Here is a 16,662-nt window from a genome sequence, read left to right on the forward strand (position 1 = left end):
TTCACCTTGACGGCCCGCCCACCCCTTATCGATTGAAAAAACAGCCGGTAATGGCCCCGGCGAGAAGAACAAGTTTGCCCATGAGGGTCTCTCTCGCAATAATGAGCGGCACATTCGCGGATTGAGCGCCCATGAAATACCGAGACTTACGCGACTTTATCGCGCAACTGGAACAGCGCGGCGAGCTGAAGCGGGTCGCCGCGGAAGTGGATCCCTACCTGGAAATGACCGAGATCAGCGACCGGGTGTTGCGCGCCGGCGGACCGGCCATCCTGTTCGAGAACCCCAGGGGGCACAGCATCCCGGTGCTCGCCAACCTGTTCGGCACCCCGGAACGAGTGGCCTTGGGCATGGGCGAGGAATCGGTGGAGGCGCTACGTGAAGTAGGCAAACTGCTGGCCGCCCTCAAGGAGCCGGAACCGCCCAGGGGCATGAAGGATGCCTGGGAAAAGATGCCGATGTTCAAGCAGGTGTTGAACATGTCACCCAAGCCGGTGCGGGGAGCCGCCTGCCAGGAGGTAATACTGGAGGGCGACGAGATCGACCTCTCGAAACTGCCCATCCAGACCTGCTGGCCGGGCGATGTGGCGCCGCTCATCACCTGGGGCCTGGTGGTGACCCGAGGGCCGCACAAGGAGCGGCAAAATCTGGGGATTTACCGCCAGCAGGTCATCGGCAGCAACAAGGTCATCATGCGCTGGCTCTCCCACCGCGGCGGTGCCCTGGACTTTCGTGACTGGCAGAAAACCAACCCCGGCGAGCCGTTCCCCATTGCGGTGGCGCTGGGAGCCGATCCGGCCACTATCCTCGGCGCGGTCACACCGGTACCGGACAGCCTGTCCGAATACGGTTTTGCCGGTCTGCTGCGCGGCTCGAAAACCGAGGTGACCTCCTGCATCGGCAGTGATCTGCAGGTGCCCGCCTCGGCCGAATTCGTGCTGGAAGGCGTGATTCATCCCGATGAAATGGCCGCGGAGGGACCCTATGGCGACCACACCGGCTACTACAACGAGGTGGAGCGCTTTCCCGTATTCACCATCGAGCGCATCACCCACCGCAAGCAGCCCATCTATCACAGCACCTACACCGGACGCCCGCCGGATGAGCCGGCGGTGCTCGGGGTGGCCCTCAATGAGGTGTTCGTACCCATCCTGCAGAAGCAGTTCCCGGAGATCGTCGATTTCTATCTTCCTCCTGAGGGCTGCTCCTACCGCATGGCGGTAGTCTCCATGAAAAAGCAGTACCCCGGCCATGCCAAACGGGTAATGCTCGGCGTGTGGTCCTTCCTTCGTCAGTTCATGTACACCAAGTTTGTCATCGTCACCGACGACGACGTCAACGTACGCGACTGGCGCGATGTCATATGGGCCATGACCACCCGGATGGACCCGAAGCGCGATACCACCGTGATTGAGAATACCCCCATCGACTACCTCGATTTCGCCTCGCCGGTCTCCGGTCTCGGCTCCAAGATGGGTTTCGACGCCACCAACAAGTGGCCCGGCGAGACCGACCGGGAGTGGGGCACGCCCATCCGCATGAGCGACGAGGTGAAGCAGCGGGTGGATGAGCTTTGGGACGAGTTGGGGCTCTGATGACGGAGATTACATGAAGTGTCGGGCCGGGTGCGCTGCCTGCTGCATCGCCCCCTCCATCAGCTCGCCCATCCCCGGTATGCCCGAGGGCAAACCGGCAGGAGCACCTTGTGTGCAGCTTACTGCCGAGGGCCTGTGCCGAATCTTCGGACATCCGGAGCGGCCAGCTGTCTGCGGTAATTTGCAGCCGAGTGCGCCGATGTGCGGCGAGGGCCGGGAGCAGGCCACCGAAATGCTGCGAAACCTGGAAAGGGATACGGCACCGGATTCAACTTCTCGCTGAACCGCCGCAGATAACACTGAACGGAACCCGGAAGCCAGAGAGCGGCTTCCGGGTTGGGCGTATCACCGCAGGCTGTATTCCCTCAGTCGATCGCCTTTCTCCTGGTACATACGGCCGCCCATTTGCTCCAGTTCGGAGCCAATCTCCCGGCGGGCCCTGGGGAAAAGATCCTCCTCTTCATCACTCAGATGGTGCTCCAGGACTTCGTTGAATTCGATCAGGGATTGCTTCCAATGCTGATCGGAGGGATCGATCTTCGCCAGTTGCGCCAGCCTGTCGCGCATCTCCTGATGCTCCTCCAGGCTATCCCGCACCTGCTCCTGTTCGTGACTCCCCTGGCGCTCGATCACCGGATAGAGGAGATGCTCTTCAATCCGGGTGTGGATCTCCAACTCCTGCCGAAGCAGTTCAAACAGCTGATGTCGCAAATCCAGCTGTTCGGCCGTGGACGCCGTCATGCGCCCGACCAGATCACGCACATGGGCATGGTCCACCTTAAGGAACTCGATAGCATCCATTCTCCTGTCCTCCTTGGGCCTTCCGTTGCCTAAAGTATAGAAATGGCAGGCGCCGAACACCGTAATCTCGGAGAAGAATTCGTCGCCGGAACGCACCGCCTGCCCGCGGGGCGGCTCCTACACTTTGCCTATCGGCATTGCTCGCCGGTTCCGACTTCGATTGCAGGGAGGCGTTATGGCAAATCAGATTCGACCATTGCCGGGTTCCGAACTACGCCGGGAATGCCGCCCGGAAGAGCTGGGATTCAATTCCACCGAAGAACTGCCCGATCTGGAGGGTGTTGTGGGCCAGGAACGGGCATTGCGGGCCATCGGCTTCGGCATCGAAATCAAGAGCGTCGGCTATCACATGTATGCCCTTGGTCCCATAGGCACCGGGAAGACCACCACCGTACGCAAGTTTCTCGAGCAGGATGCCGCCGGGAAACCGGCCCCCGATGACTGGCTGTACGTCAATAACTTCCAGAATCCCGACAAACCAAAGGCCCTGCGGATGTCGCAGGGGTGCGGTTCCGGATTTCGCAACGACATGGACCAATTCGTGGAGGGGCTAAAAAGTGAAGTACCACGCTCATTTGAGGAAAAGGAGTACGCCCAGGAACAGCAGCAGCTTCAGCAGGACTACCAGCGCCGCGCCAAGGAGCTGTTCCAGCAGCTGGAGGCCGACGTCCGCGAGTCCGGATTCGGACTCATGCAAACCCCCCAGGGCATCATGCTCGCCCCCCTCTCCGACGACGAAATGATGACGCCCGACCAGCTTGCCCAGCTCCCCGAGAAGCGTCGCCGGCAGATCGAGGCTCGCCAGGAGGAGCTCGAACGGGAGACCCGGGAGACCATGCGTCAGGCCGAGCAACTGCAGAAAGAGGGTCGTGAAAGGTCACGAGAACTGGATCGGCGCGTGATCGCCATGGCGGTGGACAGTCGCCTCAATGAACTGAAGGAGCGCTACCGTGATTTTCCGGAAATCTCCGGATTCCTGGGCGAGGTCCGCAAATCACTGCTCCACAATGTGGAGGCCTTCAAGCACCTCAATCAGTTGGAGCAGGCATCCGGACAGGAGCAGATGCTACTCGCACAGATGCAGGGAGGACAAACCCCCTCATTCGACGAATACCGGGTCAATCTGGTGGTGGATAACAGCCATGCCGTCGGTGCCCCGGTGGTGGAAGAGAGTCATCCAACGGTCCCCAATCTGATCGGGCGTATCGAACATCAGGGACAGTTCGGAACCCTGGTGACCAATTACCGGCTTATCAAGGGCGGTGCACTTCACCGCGCCAATGGCGGCTATCTCATGCTCGATGCGGTGGAGTTGCTGACCAAGCCCGCCGCTTGGCAGTTCCTGAAGAGGGCTCTGAAAAGCCGCAAGATCGTTATCGAAGGCATCAACGAGGCCATGGGGGCGCTCACTACCCGCACTCTGCAACCGGAGCCGATCCCGCTGGAGACCAAGGTGATCGTCATCGGTGACCCGATGATCTACTCCCTGCTCTATCAGCATGACCCCGAATTTCAGGAACTGTTCAAGGTCAAGGCCGATTTCGAGACCCGAATGGACTGGTCGCCTGACAATATGCACCGGTATGCCCGCTTCGTCGGCACGGTATGCCGCGAAGAGGGGCTGCGGCACTTCGACCCGTCCGGCGTCGCCAGGGTGGTCGAGTTTGGCGGACGAATGGCATCCCATCGCGACAAACTGGCCATCAAATTCGGAGATATCGTCGACCTGTTGCGCCAGTCCAGTTACTGGGCCGGTGTCAACGGCAATGCACTGGTCCTCGGCAGCGATGTCAAACAGGCCGTCGACGAGCAGATCTTCCGCGGCAACCGTGTCGAAAAACGGCTACAGGAGATGATCGAGGAAGGTGCAATCCTCATCGACACCCGGGGAAAACGGGCCGGGCAGATCAACGGCCTTGCCGTTCTGTCGGCGGGGGATTACAGCTTCGGACACCCTTCGCGCATCACCGCCCGCACCTATGCGGGGAGCGAGGGTGTGGTCAACATCGATCGGGAGAGCAAGCTGGGTGGTCCGCTGCACAACAAGGGCTCGATGATCCTTGCGGGATACCTGGGCGGACGCTACGCCCATGACATGCCGCTCTCGCTCTCCGCAACCCTGACCTTCGAACAGCTGTATAGCGGCGTGGAGGGCGACAGCGCCTCCTCTGCCGAGCTGTTTGCGCTACTCTCTGCTCTCACCAATCTGCCGCTACGGCAGGACCTGGCGGTGACCGGCTCCGTCAATCAGCATGGCGAGATCCAGGCGATTGGCGGCGTCAACGAAAAGGTCGAGGGGTTCTTCAGTGTCTGTCGAATGACCGGATTGACCGGCAAGCAGGGGGTGGTGATCCCCCAGTCCAATGTTCGTCACCTGATGCTGCGCGATGAGGTCGTAGAGGCCGTCGAAGCCGGCGATTTCCACATTTACCCTATCACCACCGTGGATGAGGGTATCGGACTGCTGTGCGAACGCGATGCGGGTGATCTGCAGGAGGATGGAACGTACCCCGAGGACACCGTCAACTCCCTCGTCAAACAGGCGGTTCGTGACATGGCTGAAATCGGGCGCAAGTTCGCCAGCTCCTAGGCGAACGAAGCGAGTGAAACCGGGTTGGGCTATTGGAAGTGCCCTTATTCGGGAGGAAACGGCCTCGCCGAGACCATCTGGCGATCGGGAACGGGTCGTACCCAGGGATAATTGGCGCGGCCCCTGGCGCACTGGCGCTCGTTAAACCCGGAATCGTCGTCCCGCGCCAGCAGGCCGCTGAACATGACATTGCTGCGATCCTTTACGTGTCGGAGACCCAAAAGGGCGTGGCCAAGCTCATGGATCAGACTCGACTCTCCGACACTCCTGCCCAGCACGGCATAGCCGGCCATGTGGTTGCGGTAGAAGAGGCGGTCACGCGACGTTTTCAGATAGTCGGTCTCCTCCTCGAGGTAACCGCCGTATCCCACGGCGGTGATGCCATCGCGTCCAATGGTCCAGTCGAGGCGTTTTACAAAGACGACTCCGGCTGAACGGCGCGGGGTCAGGCTGAAGAAGGCGCGCTCCCATGGCGACAATCCATTGTTGAACTCCATCGACTCCCATTCGGAAAGCAGCGGCGGCCCGACCACGTAATTGACCGAATGCACCCGCAGAAAGATCCGGCAGACGTCGAGCTTTTTCTGGGCCAGTCGAAGGGCCGCTGCAATCCGGTCGGGTTGCGGAGAATTCCCCGAAGTGAGATAGATATTCAAATCGGCAAAAGAGCCGTAGCCATCGGGAATATCGGCAGGGGGTATCCGCAAGCTCTTGCCGATACTGATATTTCCTGCCAGTCTGCTACCGTCCGGAACGACCTCACCCCGGGTGGCGGTGGCAGTGGCACCGAGCAGGATAGCCGCCAACAGGCAGCTGGTGCCCCAAACTTTCCCGGTCATAGCCCGCCCCCGTGTTGAGTCGTTTCCCATAGATTAAGCAATCTGGGAAGGAACGCTAGTGGTCCATGCTCAACCCCCAATTGCAGCAAAGTTCATGGGCGCATCATCAGGGAGGAAAACATGGCGCATCCATTGTTCGTCGAAAAACGTCACCCCTTCGTTCTCGGCCATCGAGGGGTCCCGCTGCTCCACCAGGAAAACAGCCTGGCCGGACTTGGCCGGGCAGTCGAACTGGGCATCGAGGGTGTCGAATTCGACGTCTACAGGACCCGGGATGACCACGTGGTGCTTTTCCACGACGAAGAAACCCACCGACTGACCGGGGTGAGGGGCAGGATCTCCGACATGAGCTGGGACGAAGTCTCACGGCTGCGCATCCGGCGCCGGCTCGATGTGGGGGGCGGGAGGATAATCGACTACGGACGGGAAGAGAGAATCCCGCTGCTGGAAGAGGTTCTCGATGAATTCAGCGGCAAGCTGCTAATGAATATTGAAATGAAGGCCTATGCACCCCGCTGGGACCGCCGGCACACCGGTACCGAGGTGGCCCGGGTTATCCGCCGCTGCGGGGCGGCGAATTCGGTAGTCGTCACTTCCTTCGACTTCTTCATGCTCTGGTATCTGGAGCGGGAGTTTGCCGGTCTGCATTCGGGCTTCGCCTACGACGACGGCATGCTCGGCGAGAAAGCAGGCGAGTGGTTCGAACGGATACCGGAGATCCGAACCGACCTGGCCAGGATGCCCGGTAATCAGAACGGTGTGAGTTTTCTCAATTTTCTAATGGAAGCGAATGCCATCGGTCGTTTGATCGACTCGACCCTTGTCGATGCTGAGTACACGCTCATCGACAGCGACACCGTCGAACGTTTCCACGCCAGGGGAATGTTGGTCGGTGCCTATACCCTCTTTCCGCTGGATACCCGACTTGCCCGTCATTCGTACGAAGAGCCGCTGGAAATCATCCGCCGTCTCGCCGAACAACGGGTGGACTGGATCGAGACCGACGATCCTGAGCAACTCCAGGAATTCTTTGCCCATCTGTAGGTCGGCCTTCAGGCCGACACCTATCGGGCCCACGCCCGTTCGGCTAGGCAGAAACCGGACTGGAGAGCGGCTTGTCGGGCTCGGTCATCGCCATCGCCTCGACCAGCAGCCGGGCCAGCTTGTCACCTTCGATCGGCTTGTGCAACACGCCAGTCATTCCCACCTCGATACAGGCGGCACGGTGTTCGGGGAGGACGTGCGCCGTCAACCCGACCACCGGCAGAGCCGGGGCAATCCGGTGTATGCGGCGGGTCGCCTCCAGCCCATCCATCTCGGGCATGCTCAGGTCCATCAGCACCAGGTCGAAATCACCGCCATCAACCCGTTCAATGGCCTCTGCGCCGCTCGCCACCCCCTCAACCCGATGCCCTGAACGGGAGAGTAGCTCGGCGGCCACCCGGCGATTGATGGGTTCGTCGTCCACCACCAGCACACTCATGGCAGGAGTTGCAGGATCGGACTCGGCCTCGGCAGGTGGCATCCGCCCGCGAGGCAGATTCAACTCCACCACGAACCGGCTTCCGGCACCGGGACGACTCTCTACTCGGATGTCACCGCCCATCAATTGCACCAGTTCGCGGGCGATAGAAAGACCCAGCCCGCTCCCGCCGTAGCGTCGGGCAATACCGTCGTCGGCTTGCCTGAACCGTTCGAACAGGTGTGCCTTCGCGTCCGGAGCGATACCGATGCCGGTGTCCTCTACCGAGAACAGCAACGGACTGACCGGGTCGTCCCGCCGCAGATACTCAAGCCGAACCCGCACCTCCCCCTGCTCGGTAAATTTCAGAGCATTGCCCATGAGATTGAGAAACACCTGCCGCAAGCGACCCGCATCGCCCACCAGTACCGCAGGCACCATGGGATCAATGGTCAGACTCAGCGTCAAGCCCTTCTTGGCCGCATCAGGGGTCAACAGAAAGCGCAGTTCCTCCAGCAACTTCCGGGGTTCGAAGGGATTGCTTGCAATCTCGACACGGCCCGCCTCCACGCGGGAGTAATCGAGGACATCCTCGAGCAGGGTCGTCAATGAACGGCCCGAGTGTCGAATACTTTCCACGTATTCCCGTTGTTGGTCGTTCAGGTCGGTATCCCGCAACAGATCCGTCATGCCCAGCACCCCGTTCAGTGGGGTCCGGATCTCATGGCTCATGTTCGCCAGAAACGCCGACTTGGCGGCGTTGCCCTGCTGCGCAATCTCTTTATCACGGCTCAGGCGGCGTACCCGATCGGCCAGAGCCAGCGACATGACGAACATCTCGAACAGCACCGCCCAGAACGCCCAAATCCCGGCATCCAGGGTCAGTTCCAGAACCCCGAGCACCCCGAGCATGCCCCGGCTGGTCATGGCCACCATGACTCCCCATCCGGCCAGCAGATAGCGGGCTTCAGGTTTCCCCCGGGCAATCGCCGTCACCCCGGCTGAAATCACCAGTAGAGTCAATACCAGGTGGCTACCGCGGACCAGCGTAAAGAACAAATGGGGTTCCAGGAAAAGGGCCAGCGGCAGACCGCCCAGGACCAGACCGATAAACAGCCGATAGACAAGCGCCAGCCTGGGTGCGATCGTCGGCAGGTCCAGGAACCGATAGACGAACAGCGCCCCGAACACCACACCCACGAGGATTCCCGGAATATTGAGCGTCGCGTAACGCTCCACTACAGGGAGTACCGCGCCAATGGATCCCATGGCGGTCAGGAGATAGAGCAGATGGCCGCCGGCATGCCCCACATAGAACAGATAAACCGGCATCCTCAGGCTGATTCCGAGGAACAGATTGTAGAAAATCAGCGCGGCAATCGCGCCGGCGGCTGCCCAGATCGCCACCCCGTGAAAACGGCCCTCCGCCTGGGCGACGTCGTAGGGTTTAATGAAGACCAGTCCACGATGCGGTACCGGCCCTTCCAGGCGCAGCGCCACCGTGTGCCGGGTATTCGGCGGCAGGTCGATGGGCAGGATCTGGCCGATAATGAAATCCGGGGTCTCGGCCAATTCCAGAAGATCAACGGCTTGGTGGTGTACCGGCTCGTCTCCGGCGAACAGCGTCAGCTCCGCTTTTTCGATAGCGGTGTTACCCAGATGCATGACCCACCGCCCGGGAGCATCCCGGTTTTGCACCTCGGCCACCCACCAGTAGATTTCAGCGGGGGCATCAAGGGGGGCCGGCGCCCCACTGGCCAACAACGCACCCGCGCGTTGCTTTGCCTGGTGCGGCGTCAAATCGCCGGACGCATCTTCAAGCATTACCGGGCCTCTAACCACCGGTGAGGGATAGTCGAAAAAGGCAATAAAGCTCAGCCATCCGGCCAGCAGGAAGAGCACCGCAAGAATCGGCGCGCAGATCCAGATGGCACCGATAGAACGGATTCCGTTTGACACCGATAGTAGACGGGAAAGCGGGCGGCGATCATGCATGGGACAGTCCCTGGTCCGGAAAAGATGCTGTCTCTTATACCTTGTCAGGCAATTCCCCTGCAAGGTTGGCTATCCGTCCGGAACACGTCTACTGCAACCGCCCGCACCGGAGTGAGCGCGTGCTCACCCCGGCAGTAGATGCTCCCCCTTACCATCTACTCGATAGTCTTTTGGCCCTCCTCCGAGAACTCGCTCTCAAGCCCCTCGCTATCCAGGGCAGTCATGGTGAAATACCACTGTCCCTGGTCCAATTGCTCGAGAACGTAGGAGGTAACCCCCGCACCGATCTCCACGGTTTCGGAGTAGTCGCCGGAGCTTTGACCGTAACGGAGCCGATAGCCAGCGAGGTCTGTCAGTGCACTGCCATCGGTGCGTGTAGTCGGGGGTGTCCAGCTGATGGCCGCACTGCCGTTGGCGGTGCCGTCGTCGTTAACCACGAGATCAAAGGCATCCAGAGCGGACGTCAATGCACCGTCGGTCACGCTAATCACAATCCCGCTGGTTGTGCCTACATCGGTAGAGCCGGGCGTCCCGCTCAAGGTACCGGTTGCACTATCGAACTGCGCCCAGGCCGGATGGTTCTCGATACCGAAAGACAACTCATCCCCATCGGGATCGGAGGCAGTGGGGGTAAACCGGTATTCGCTGTTCTCGGTCACTTCGGTGGGTGGCGTGCCACTGATTTCCGGAGCACTGTTGACCGGCTCGGATTCCGTATCGGATCCGTCATCGGTGTCGCCGGTGGACGTGTGGACGGTCAGGTCGAAGGGGTCAAGGCTCGCAACATGGGTACCATCGGTGACCTCGATGACGATGCCTGCCGTGGTGCCCACTTCGCCTGCCGCGGGGGTCCCGCTCAATTCGCCACTCTTGCGGTCGAAGCCCGCCCAAGCCGGCCGATTGATTATGGAAAACTTGAGTCTGTCACCATCGGCGTCCGTTACCGCTGGTACAAACAGATAGGCGGCACCCGCGTCTACTTCGGTGGCCGGTGATCCCTCGATGACCGGTGGGCTGTTTTCCACCACGGTTGCGTCGTCGCCATGTCGGTCCCACCAGTTGGTGTTACTGGCCGGAGGAGCCGCCTGTAGTGTCCCCATCAGCAGCCCTGCCGAGAAAAGTGCAGCCAAGCGAAGCGAAGTCTTTGGAGAGTTCATTAAATCTGCCCCTGATTAAAAGGTGTGGCCCGTTGGAAACGGGTGCAGTGCGTCGGTATCGACGTACCGATTCGTTGATAGGGGCTATTTTGCGCGGGACACGCCCGGGGTTCTGAGAGGTCTTTCACGTCACGTTAGAGCGCCAGCCGAGCAAACGGAACGGCAACTCATTCCTGGCGAGAAGCCTTTCGCAATTCGGACAGCATCCGCTTCTCGGGCAGCTCGGCCTTGAGCCCGACAAGCTGCTAGGCAGTAGTTAGCGCAAAGGATGAACTTGCCGAATTAACGGCTATGCTGATCATCACTGTGTCCCATTGGACGGTAGATATTCCAAGGATGGTTGGTATGCATACAGACAACGCCGCCTGCGGCATCCACATGAGTTCGCTTTCCAGAAAATCTCTTGGGGCATTCTGCTTGCTAGGGGCCCTGTTCCTGTCGACAGGCGCCGTTCAGGCAGAGTCACCAGAGCCGGATCCACCCCTGGCTGTAGATGCCTACAGCGACGAGTATGATGAACTGTTCCGCCACTACTCCCGCCGGTTCTTTGGCCCCTTTGTCGACTGGCGCTGGTTCAAGGCCCAGGCCGTGGCCGAATCCTTTCTGAACGAGAGGGCCGTGAGTCCGGTAGGTGCCCGAGGTCTGATGCAATTGATGCCAAATACGTACAAGGAGATTCGCACCGGGCATTCGGAACTGGGCGAGATCTACTCACCCTGGTGGAATGTTGCAGCCGGCCTTTACTACAACAGCATGCTCTACCGTAAATGGAACGACGAGTTTCAGGGGAATGATCGATTCCTGCTGATGCTGGCGAGCTACAACGCCGGCTTCTACCGGGTGCGCCAGGGGCTGCAGCGGGTCGGAAAGGTGCGGACGTGGGAGGAGATCGAAGACCATGTGCCGGCCGAAACCAGGGCCTATGTGGCGAGAATTCGGCAGCTGATGCGCCCGAAACCGCAAGCGCCTATTGTAGCCAGCGCGCAGACCCCGTAGTGCCGGACTCAGGGAATAACCCGTTGGTTACTTTTCCGCAATCGGCTCCGGTTCAGAGACGAGTTTTCCATAGATCCAACCGACCTGGGGCGATTCCCCGCCGACGCCGATCTTTACCCAGTCTCCACGCCGGAGGAATTCCACCAAACGTTTGCCGCGGTCCATTACGGCGATCACCCGGTGATCGGTCCCCGGACCGCCGCGAATGTTTGCACGCCTAACGACCACTTCGGTCAAAAGCCCGAATACCTGCGGTTGTTCGGCCAGAAGTTCCTTGGCTGCCTCTTCCACTTCAGGATTCGCTCGTCCGGCCAGTTGCCGCAGAGCAAGTCGCGCATCCTGGTGGCCCTGGCGGGCCGCCCCGCTCCAGAGGCGCATGGCGGCCGGGAAATCCCGTTCAACACTGTCGCTACCGATAGTGTAGAGGGTTCCGAGCGAAAACATGGCCTCCAGGTGCCCCTGTTCGACCGCGCGCTGCCACCAGGTGACGGCCTCCCGATCGTCAATGGCCAGACCGTAGCCGTGGTGATACATCCACCCCAATGCAAATTGGGCCTCCGCATCGCCCTCTTCGGCCAGAGGCTGCCATTGACAATAGGCCATGGCGTAGTTTCCCTGCTGCATGGCCTCGGATGCCCGGCTGTGGATATCTTCCGGTATGCCCGCCGGTTGGGCGCCTTGCGCCATACCTGTAGTCAGGCACAAACCGAGTGCCCCTACAAGTCGCAATCGTCGACTCATCACGGCCTCCGGATTGGATGAATTGCCCCGCAAACTGCGGAACGATAATCAGGCCGCACGCATCGCACGTGACAGCCTGTTGCTCGGAACACTATAAGGATTCCGGGTGACAGCAGCGGGGAGAACAGGGGCCGAATCGGTCCGGTGATGGCTCCGACTCGGTGCAGGGCAGGAAGGGGTTTGGAAACAGAGTGGCCCCGAAGGGCCACTCCAGAGAAGCGGCTTACTGCTGGGTGCCGCCCTCTTCCTGCTGCATTTCGCCGGGCTGCTGTTGAGTACCTTGCTCCTGTTCTGGCGGTTGCTGTTCGATCGTATCCTGCTGGCCCGGTTGCTCACCGAACTCACCACCCTCTTCGGCACAGCCATAAAGACCGAGCGCCATCAGCGCAGCCAACGTTGCGATCATCTTCCTTGATTTCATTACACTCTCCTCTCGACATGTGACGTGCAGATCACTCTGACACTGCTTTTGCCTGGCTACTACCCAGGGGCATTGAATGCTTATCCCAAAGATAGACACCCCTTGGCATGAAATGTAGTTTTAGACGAGCGTAGACGTCTGGTCGTGTAATTGTCTATGTCTGTACAGCTGCCGCAACCACCGATTTCGGCAATTTTTTGGTTCTCCGGCTATGAGAACGGGTTATCGGGCGTCCGAACTGGTAGCTGCTGTTCGTCGTCTCTTTTTAACCGGCTTCAAGCGGTGAATGAGAGTAATCAGGGAGCTTTCACCCGCACCTTGCCCGGAGCCCTGGTTGGAAGCGTGATCCTCAATGACACAAAGAATCCCCGCATGCTCCAGCCGTTCTGTAAGCCGCTGCGCCTCGGTGACCGCACTAAACCGCTTCAGCACCTTTCGCTGGCCGTTTAGCAACAATCCAACCTTCTCTTCCGATAAACCGATATCCAGGATCAGGTTGCTGGTGACGGTAGCGGTATCCTTGTCGGAGACCAGCTTCCCGGTAAAAACAACTTGGTATCGTTTATCACTCATGGTCACGCCCTGTCTGTCCGCCGGTTCAGGTTAGGGAAAGTGAATCGGCCAATTTGTGACATAGTCGGCAAATCTCGACTTTGCCGCAGTTGATACACATCAACAACGGTCATCAGTGACCCCGAATCTCCCGAAGGTGTGCCCCCACAAGGCTTTCACAACACGCCGATGGTCGAAATGTTGCCCGAAATGTGTCGGGTTCAGGAGAATTCGCACTAACGTTCAGCTGGTTTTGTGAAAGCTCCCACAGCCCGAAATGACGGAGTCGCTGACAATGTGCCGCCGAGTCCAAGCCGGATTGAATGTTCATGCGCTACTTCGTGTTGACCGCCCTTTTGCTATTGGCGGCGGGTTCCAGTTTCGCCGAGACCCGCTATGTGAGTGATGAACTCACCATTACCCTGCGCGCAGGGCAGGGTAATGCCTACAAGATCCTGCAGACACTCCGTTCGGGCGAACAGCTTCAGATCCTGGAAGAGGATGGTGAGTTTATTCGTGTGCGGACAAATCGCGACCTCGAGGGCTGGGTGCGGAGCCGATACCTGACGGATGCACCGATCGCCCGGGCACGCCTGACTGCAGCGGAACAGAAACTTGCCCGCCTCGAAGGTGAGGCACGTTCGTTGCGCGAACAGGCGAGCTCGCTGCAGGCGGAACGAAATAGCCTCAGAGACAAGCTGCGTGCCACGGAGACCGAAAAGGCCTCGCTAGAGGACGAGGCTGCCGAACTGAAACAGATTGCTGCCGAACCCCTGCAGTTGCGCGAAAAGAATCGGGTGATGAAAAGTCGCATCGACACCCTTGAGTCGGACCTGGCCAGGATCGAACGAACCAATGATCAGCTGCGCAACAACTCGCAACGGGAGTGGTTCATGGTTGGTGCTGGTGTTCTTGGCGCCGGGATCTTCCTTGGCCTGGTGCTGCCCCTGATACGCCGCAAGAGTCGCTCCTCAAGCTGGTCCGATCTGCGCTGAAGAAGGGCCGGTTTGCCCCGCGCAGGGAGGTTGACTCTCCGCGTATTTCGCCTAAACCTTGGGTGACACCCACACAGGGGTGATTCCTGAAGCAATGGAAACACGGAGGTTCACCATGCGTTACAAGTTTATGACCCACATACTTTCCGCCAGTGCCCTTACGCTGGTAATGGGCGCTCCCGTCTATGCCGCTGGCGAAGGTGAATACCAGGACCCGCAGGCACAGACCGGAGCCGCACAGCAGGACCCGGCCATGCAGGAGCAGCGAGCCGAAGTGGACTTCGCCAACTCCTACAAGTCCAGCAGCCTGCAGGACCTCGATGTCAATGACATGCAGGGCGAGACCATCGGGCAGATCGATGATGTACTGATCGACTCCGAGGGCAAGGTGTCCCATGTCGTTGTCAGCGAAGAGGGCGGTTTGCTCGGTGGCGACGGCCAGAGCTATGTGATCCCCTGGGATCAGGTGCAATTCGACGAGCAGCAGCAGACGGCCTCCATCGATGTGTCGCAGGACCAGCTGAGCACCGAATTCTCGGCGTTCGAAGAGCTGCCCGCGACCAAGCTGGAGCGGGACGAAGCAGAACAGCAGCCGGACGAAGCTCAGCAGCCGGACGACATCCAGCAGCAGCCGGAAGAGGGTATGGGCGAGTCTCCCGACTCACCGATGCAATAGAGATACACCTACCGACGCGAGCGCCGCCCATGGGGGCGGCGCATCGCTTTCCGGCGAACACCTCCGTCACGTATACGGGTCGTACCGATCTGCCCGGTGTCGGCCTGAAGGCCGACCACCCGGTGAGGTGGTTCAGGGCCGCGTCTTTCCCTGCCGGGGCTTCGGCTTGCGTCCTTTTTCACTGGTGGGGGTCAGATTCAGCCGGCGGCCGCAGACCCAGACCTTCTTAAGATGGTTTTGCAGCTCTATCGGCAGGCCTTCTGGTAGATCGACCGTGCTGTAGGTGTCGTAGAGCTGGATACGACCAATGTTACGGCTGTCGATTCCCGCTTCGTTGGCAATGGCGCCGACAACGTGTTTCGGTTGCACCCCATGCTCCCGTCCCACCTCGATGCGGTAGCTCTGCATACCGGCATCGGGTTCGCGATCAAAACGGGGCCGCTTTTGGCCGCCGCGTTTGGCTTCACGACTCTCTCGCTCCACCGGAGCCTTCTGCTCCTTCACCTCCAGCGGCCGTTCACGCTGTACGAGATAGGCCAGCGCCGCGGCGACTTCACTCAAGCCGACGTCATGCTCCTCCTGGTAGCCATCCACAAGATCCTCGAAAAAATTCAATTCCTGGCTCTCGAGGGTCTCGGTGATGAGCTGTTTGAAACGGTCCACCCGCTTGTCCGTCACCGCCTCGCGGCTCGGCAGGTTCATCGGCGCAATGGGCTGGCGGGTGGCGCGCTCGATGGTCTTCAGCATGCGCCGTTCCCGGGGGGCGACGAACAGAATGGCCTCGCCCTTGCGGCCGGCACGTCCGGTCCGCCCGATCCGGTGCACATAGGCTTCGGTGTCGTAGGGAATGTCATAGTTGACCACATGGCTGACCCGTTCCACATCCAGGCCACGGGCCACCACATCCGTCCCTACCACGATATCCAGCGCACCGCGCTTCAGCTTTTCGACGGTCTGTTCGCGCTGCACCTGATTCATGTCACCGTTGAGAGCAGCAGCGGCAAAACCACGCGCCTCGAGCTTTTCGGCCAGATTAACCGTCTCGGTCTTGGTGCGCACGAAGATGAGCATGCCATCGAATGGCTCCACTTCGAGGATCCGGGTCAGAGCATCGAGTTTGTGAACCCCGCTCACCTGCCAGTAACGCTGGGTGATGGTCTCCACGGTGGTGGTCTTCGAGGCAATCTTCACCTCGACCGGGTCATGCAGATGACGGCGGGCCACCTGCTGAATCGGCTTCGGCATGGTTGCGGAAAAGAGCGCGATCTGCCGCTCTTGCGGTGCACGGGCCAGGATCCACTCGACATCGTCGATGAAGCCCATGCGCAGCATTTCGTCGGCCTCGTCCAGCACGAAGGTCCTGAGATCGTCCAGTACCAGGGTTCCGCGTCGCAAATGGTCCATGACCCGCCCCGGCGTGCCCACCACCAGATGCACTCCGCGGCTCAAACCGCGCAACTGCGTCCCCATGCCCTGGCCGCCGTAGACCGGCAGAATGTGGAACCCCGGAAGGTGCCGGGCGTAGGCCTGGATGGCTTCAGCCACCTGGATCGCCAGCTCACGGGTCGGCGTAAGCACCAGGGCCTGCGGACGACGCTGGGCAAGATCGATGCGGCTCAGAAGCGGCAGGGCAAAAGCTGCGGTCTTGCCGGTCCCGGTCTGGGCCTGGCCAAGCAAATCACGACCCTCCAGTAACGGCGGAATCGTCTCCGCCTGGATAGGAGACGGCGCTTCGTAACCAGCCTCCTCGACGGCCTGAAGGACGGGCGCAGCGAGGCCCAGCTCTGAAAATAGGGTAACCGGGTTATCGGACATCAACATTCTCTCGGGGGGGTGCTTCAG

General features: G+C 60.2%; 15 protein-coding genes. 7 read left to right on the top strand and 8 right to left on the bottom strand.

Annotated features, from left to right (window positions below):
- The first annotated feature begins 131 nt into the window (after positions 1–131).
- Entirely contained in the window at positions 132–1,595 is a 1,464-nt protein-coding gene (gene ubiD, locus BLP65_RS04590; protein ID WP_092993074.1) for a 4-hydroxy-3-polyprenylbenzoate decarboxylase, read from the top strand.
- A 13-nt stretch (positions 1,596–1,608) separates the two neighbouring features.
- Positions 1,609–1,878 carry a YkgJ family cysteine cluster protein gene (locus tag BLP65_RS04595; RefSeq protein WP_092993077.1) on the top strand — a complete coding sequence of 90 codons (270 nt, stop codon included), beginning with the start codon at positions 1,609–1,611 and terminating at the stop codon, positions 1,876–1,878.
- A 62-nt stretch (positions 1,879–1,940) separates the two neighbouring features.
- Here BLP65_RS04595 and BLP65_RS04600 read toward each other — a convergent pair whose 3' ends face one another.
- Positions 1,941–2,396 (bottom strand): hemerythrin domain-containing protein, encoded by a 456-nt coding sequence (locus BLP65_RS04600; protein ID WP_092993080.1) that lies wholly within the window; start codon positions 2,394–2,396, stop codon positions 1,941–1,943.
- A gap of 175 nt (positions 2,397–2,571) precedes the next feature.
- On the opposite strand from BLP65_RS04600, the gene BLP65_RS04605 reads away from it, so the two are divergent.
- A complete protein-coding gene (locus BLP65_RS04605; protein WP_092993083.1) occupies positions 2,572–4,986 on the top strand; it encodes a Lon protease family protein in 2,415 nt (804 codons plus the stop codon).
- A gap of 44 nt (positions 4,987–5,030) precedes the next feature.
- On the opposite strand, the gene BLP65_RS04610 is transcribed toward BLP65_RS04605, so the two are convergent.
- Positions 5,031–5,825 (bottom strand): hypothetical protein, encoded by a 795-nt coding sequence (locus BLP65_RS04610; protein ID WP_092993086.1) that lies wholly within the window; start codon positions 5,823–5,825, stop codon positions 5,031–5,033.
- A 120-nt stretch (positions 5,826–5,945) separates the two neighbouring features.
- Here BLP65_RS04610 and BLP65_RS04615 point away from each other — a divergent pair, with 120 nt between their 5' ends.
- Positions 5,946–6,869, top strand: coding sequence for a glycerophosphodiester phosphodiesterase (locus BLP65_RS04615; protein ID WP_092993089.1), 924 nt, complete (start codon positions 5,946–5,948; stop codon positions 6,867–6,869).
- Positions 6,870–6,912: 43 nt separating this feature from the next.
- Here the strand turns inward: BLP65_RS04615 and BLP65_RS04620 are convergent, their stop codons facing one another.
- Entirely contained in the window at positions 6,913–9,282 is a 2,370-nt protein-coding gene (locus tag BLP65_RS04620) for a hybrid sensor histidine kinase/response regulator (protein ID WP_092993092.1), read from the bottom strand.
- 155 nt (positions 9,283–9,437) lie between these two features.
- Entirely contained in the window at positions 9,438–10,439 is a 1,002-nt protein-coding gene (locus tag BLP65_RS04625) for a fibronectin type III domain-containing protein (protein WP_092993095.1), read from the bottom strand.
- Positions 10,440–10,784: 345 nt separating this feature from the next.
- On the opposite strand from BLP65_RS04625, the gene BLP65_RS04630 reads away from it, so the two are divergent.
- A complete protein-coding gene (locus tag BLP65_RS04630) occupies positions 10,785–11,435 on the top strand; it encodes a transglycosylase SLT domain-containing protein (RefSeq protein ID WP_175452436.1) in 651 nt (216 codons plus the stop codon).
- A gap of 27 nt (positions 11,436–11,462) precedes the next feature.
- On the opposite strand, the gene BLP65_RS04635 is transcribed toward BLP65_RS04630, so the two are convergent.
- From BLP65_RS04635 to BLP65_RS04645, 3 genes are all read right to left on the bottom strand, one after another.
- Positions 11,463–12,176 carry an SH3 domain-containing protein gene (locus BLP65_RS04635; protein ID WP_092993101.1) on the bottom strand — a complete coding sequence of 238 codons (714 nt, stop codon included), beginning with the start codon at positions 12,174–12,176 and terminating at the stop codon, positions 11,463–11,465.
- A gap of 223 nt (positions 12,177–12,399) precedes the next feature.
- Positions 12,400–12,597 carry a hypothetical protein gene (locus BLP65_RS04640; protein ID WP_092993104.1) on the bottom strand — a complete coding sequence of 66 codons (198 nt, stop codon included), beginning with the start codon at positions 12,595–12,597 and terminating at the stop codon, positions 12,400–12,402.
- A gap of 222 nt (positions 12,598–12,819) precedes the next feature.
- Positions 12,820–13,170 (bottom strand): hypothetical protein, encoded by a 351-nt coding sequence (locus BLP65_RS04645; protein WP_092993107.1) that lies wholly within the window; start codon positions 13,168–13,170, stop codon positions 12,820–12,822.
- 308 nt (positions 13,171–13,478) lie between these two features.
- On the opposite strand from BLP65_RS04645, the gene BLP65_RS04650 reads away from it, so the two are divergent.
- Together BLP65_RS04650 and BLP65_RS04655 are read left to right on the top strand one after the other, a co-directional pair.
- Positions 13,479–14,144 (top strand): TIGR04211 family SH3 domain-containing protein, encoded by a 666-nt coding sequence (locus tag BLP65_RS04650; protein ID WP_217631897.1) that lies wholly within the window; start codon positions 13,479–13,481, stop codon positions 14,142–14,144.
- A gap of 115 nt (positions 14,145–14,259) precedes the next feature.
- Positions 14,260–14,820 (top strand): PRC-barrel domain-containing protein, encoded by a 561-nt coding sequence (locus tag BLP65_RS04655; protein WP_175452437.1) that lies wholly within the window; start codon positions 14,260–14,262, stop codon positions 14,818–14,820.
- A gap of 132 nt (positions 14,821–14,952) precedes the next feature.
- Here BLP65_RS04655 and BLP65_RS04660 read toward each other — a convergent pair whose 3' ends face one another.
- A complete protein-coding gene (locus BLP65_RS04660; RefSeq protein ID WP_092993116.1) occupies positions 14,953–16,635 on the bottom strand; it encodes a DEAD/DEAH box helicase in 1,683 nt (560 codons plus the stop codon).
- Positions 16,636–16,662 lie beyond the last annotated feature (27 nt).

Origin of the sequence: Thiohalomonas denitrificans (genome assembly GCF_900102855.1) — a bacterium.
Taxonomy (GTDB): domain Bacteria; phylum Pseudomonadota; class Gammaproteobacteria; order Thiohalomonadales; family Thiohalomonadaceae; genus Thiohalomonas; species Thiohalomonas denitrificans.

Coding starts and splice junctions, on each gene's coding strand:
- ubiD (WP_092993074.1), top strand. CDS start 132: ATGAAATACCGAGACTTACGCGACTTTATCGCGCAACTGGAACAGCGC.
- BLP65_RS04595 (WP_092993077.1), top strand. CDS start 1,609: ATGAAGTGTCGGGCCGGGTGCGCTGCCTGCTGCATCGCCCCCTCCATC.
- BLP65_RS04600 (WP_092993080.1), bottom strand. CDS start 2,396: ATGGATGCTATCGAGTTCCTTAAGGTGGACCATGCCCATGTGCGTGAT.
- BLP65_RS04605 (WP_092993083.1), top strand. CDS start 2,572: ATGGCAAATCAGATTCGACCATTGCCGGGTTCCGAACTACGCCGGGAA.
- BLP65_RS04610 (WP_092993086.1), bottom strand. CDS start 5,825: ATGACCGGGAAAGTTTGGGGCACCAGCTGCCTGTTGGCGGCTATCCTG.
- BLP65_RS04615 (WP_092993089.1), top strand. CDS start 5,946: ATGGCGCATCCATTGTTCGTCGAAAAACGTCACCCCTTCGTTCTCGGC.
- BLP65_RS04620 (WP_092993092.1), bottom strand. CDS start 9,282: ATGCATGATCGCCGCCCGCTTTCCCGTCTACTATCGGTGTCAAACGGA.
- BLP65_RS04625 (WP_092993095.1), bottom strand. CDS start 10,439: ATGAACTCTCCAAAGACTTCGCTTCGCTTGGCTGCACTTTTCTCGGCA.
- BLP65_RS04630 (WP_175452436.1), top strand. CDS start 10,785: ATGCATACAGACAACGCCGCCTGCGGCATCCACATGAGTTCGCTTTCC.
- BLP65_RS04635 (WP_092993101.1), bottom strand. CDS start 12,176: ATGAGTCGACGATTGCGACTTGTAGGGGCACTCGGTTTGTGCCTGACT.
- BLP65_RS04640 (WP_092993104.1), bottom strand. CDS start 12,597: ATGAAATCAAGGAAGATGATCGCAACGTTGGCTGCGCTGATGGCGCTC.
- BLP65_RS04645 (WP_092993107.1), bottom strand. CDS start 13,170: ATGAGTGATAAACGATACCAAGTTGTTTTTACCGGGAAGCTGGTCTCC.
- BLP65_RS04650 (WP_217631897.1), top strand. CDS start 13,479: ATGCGCTACTTCGTGTTGACCGCCCTTTTGCTATTGGCGGCGGGTTCC.
- BLP65_RS04655 (WP_175452437.1), top strand. CDS start 14,260: ATGCGTTACAAGTTTATGACCCACATACTTTCCGCCAGTGCCCTTACG.
- BLP65_RS04660 (WP_092993116.1), bottom strand. CDS start 16,635: ATGTCCGATAACCCGGTTACCCTATTTTCAGAGCTGGGCCTCGCTGCG.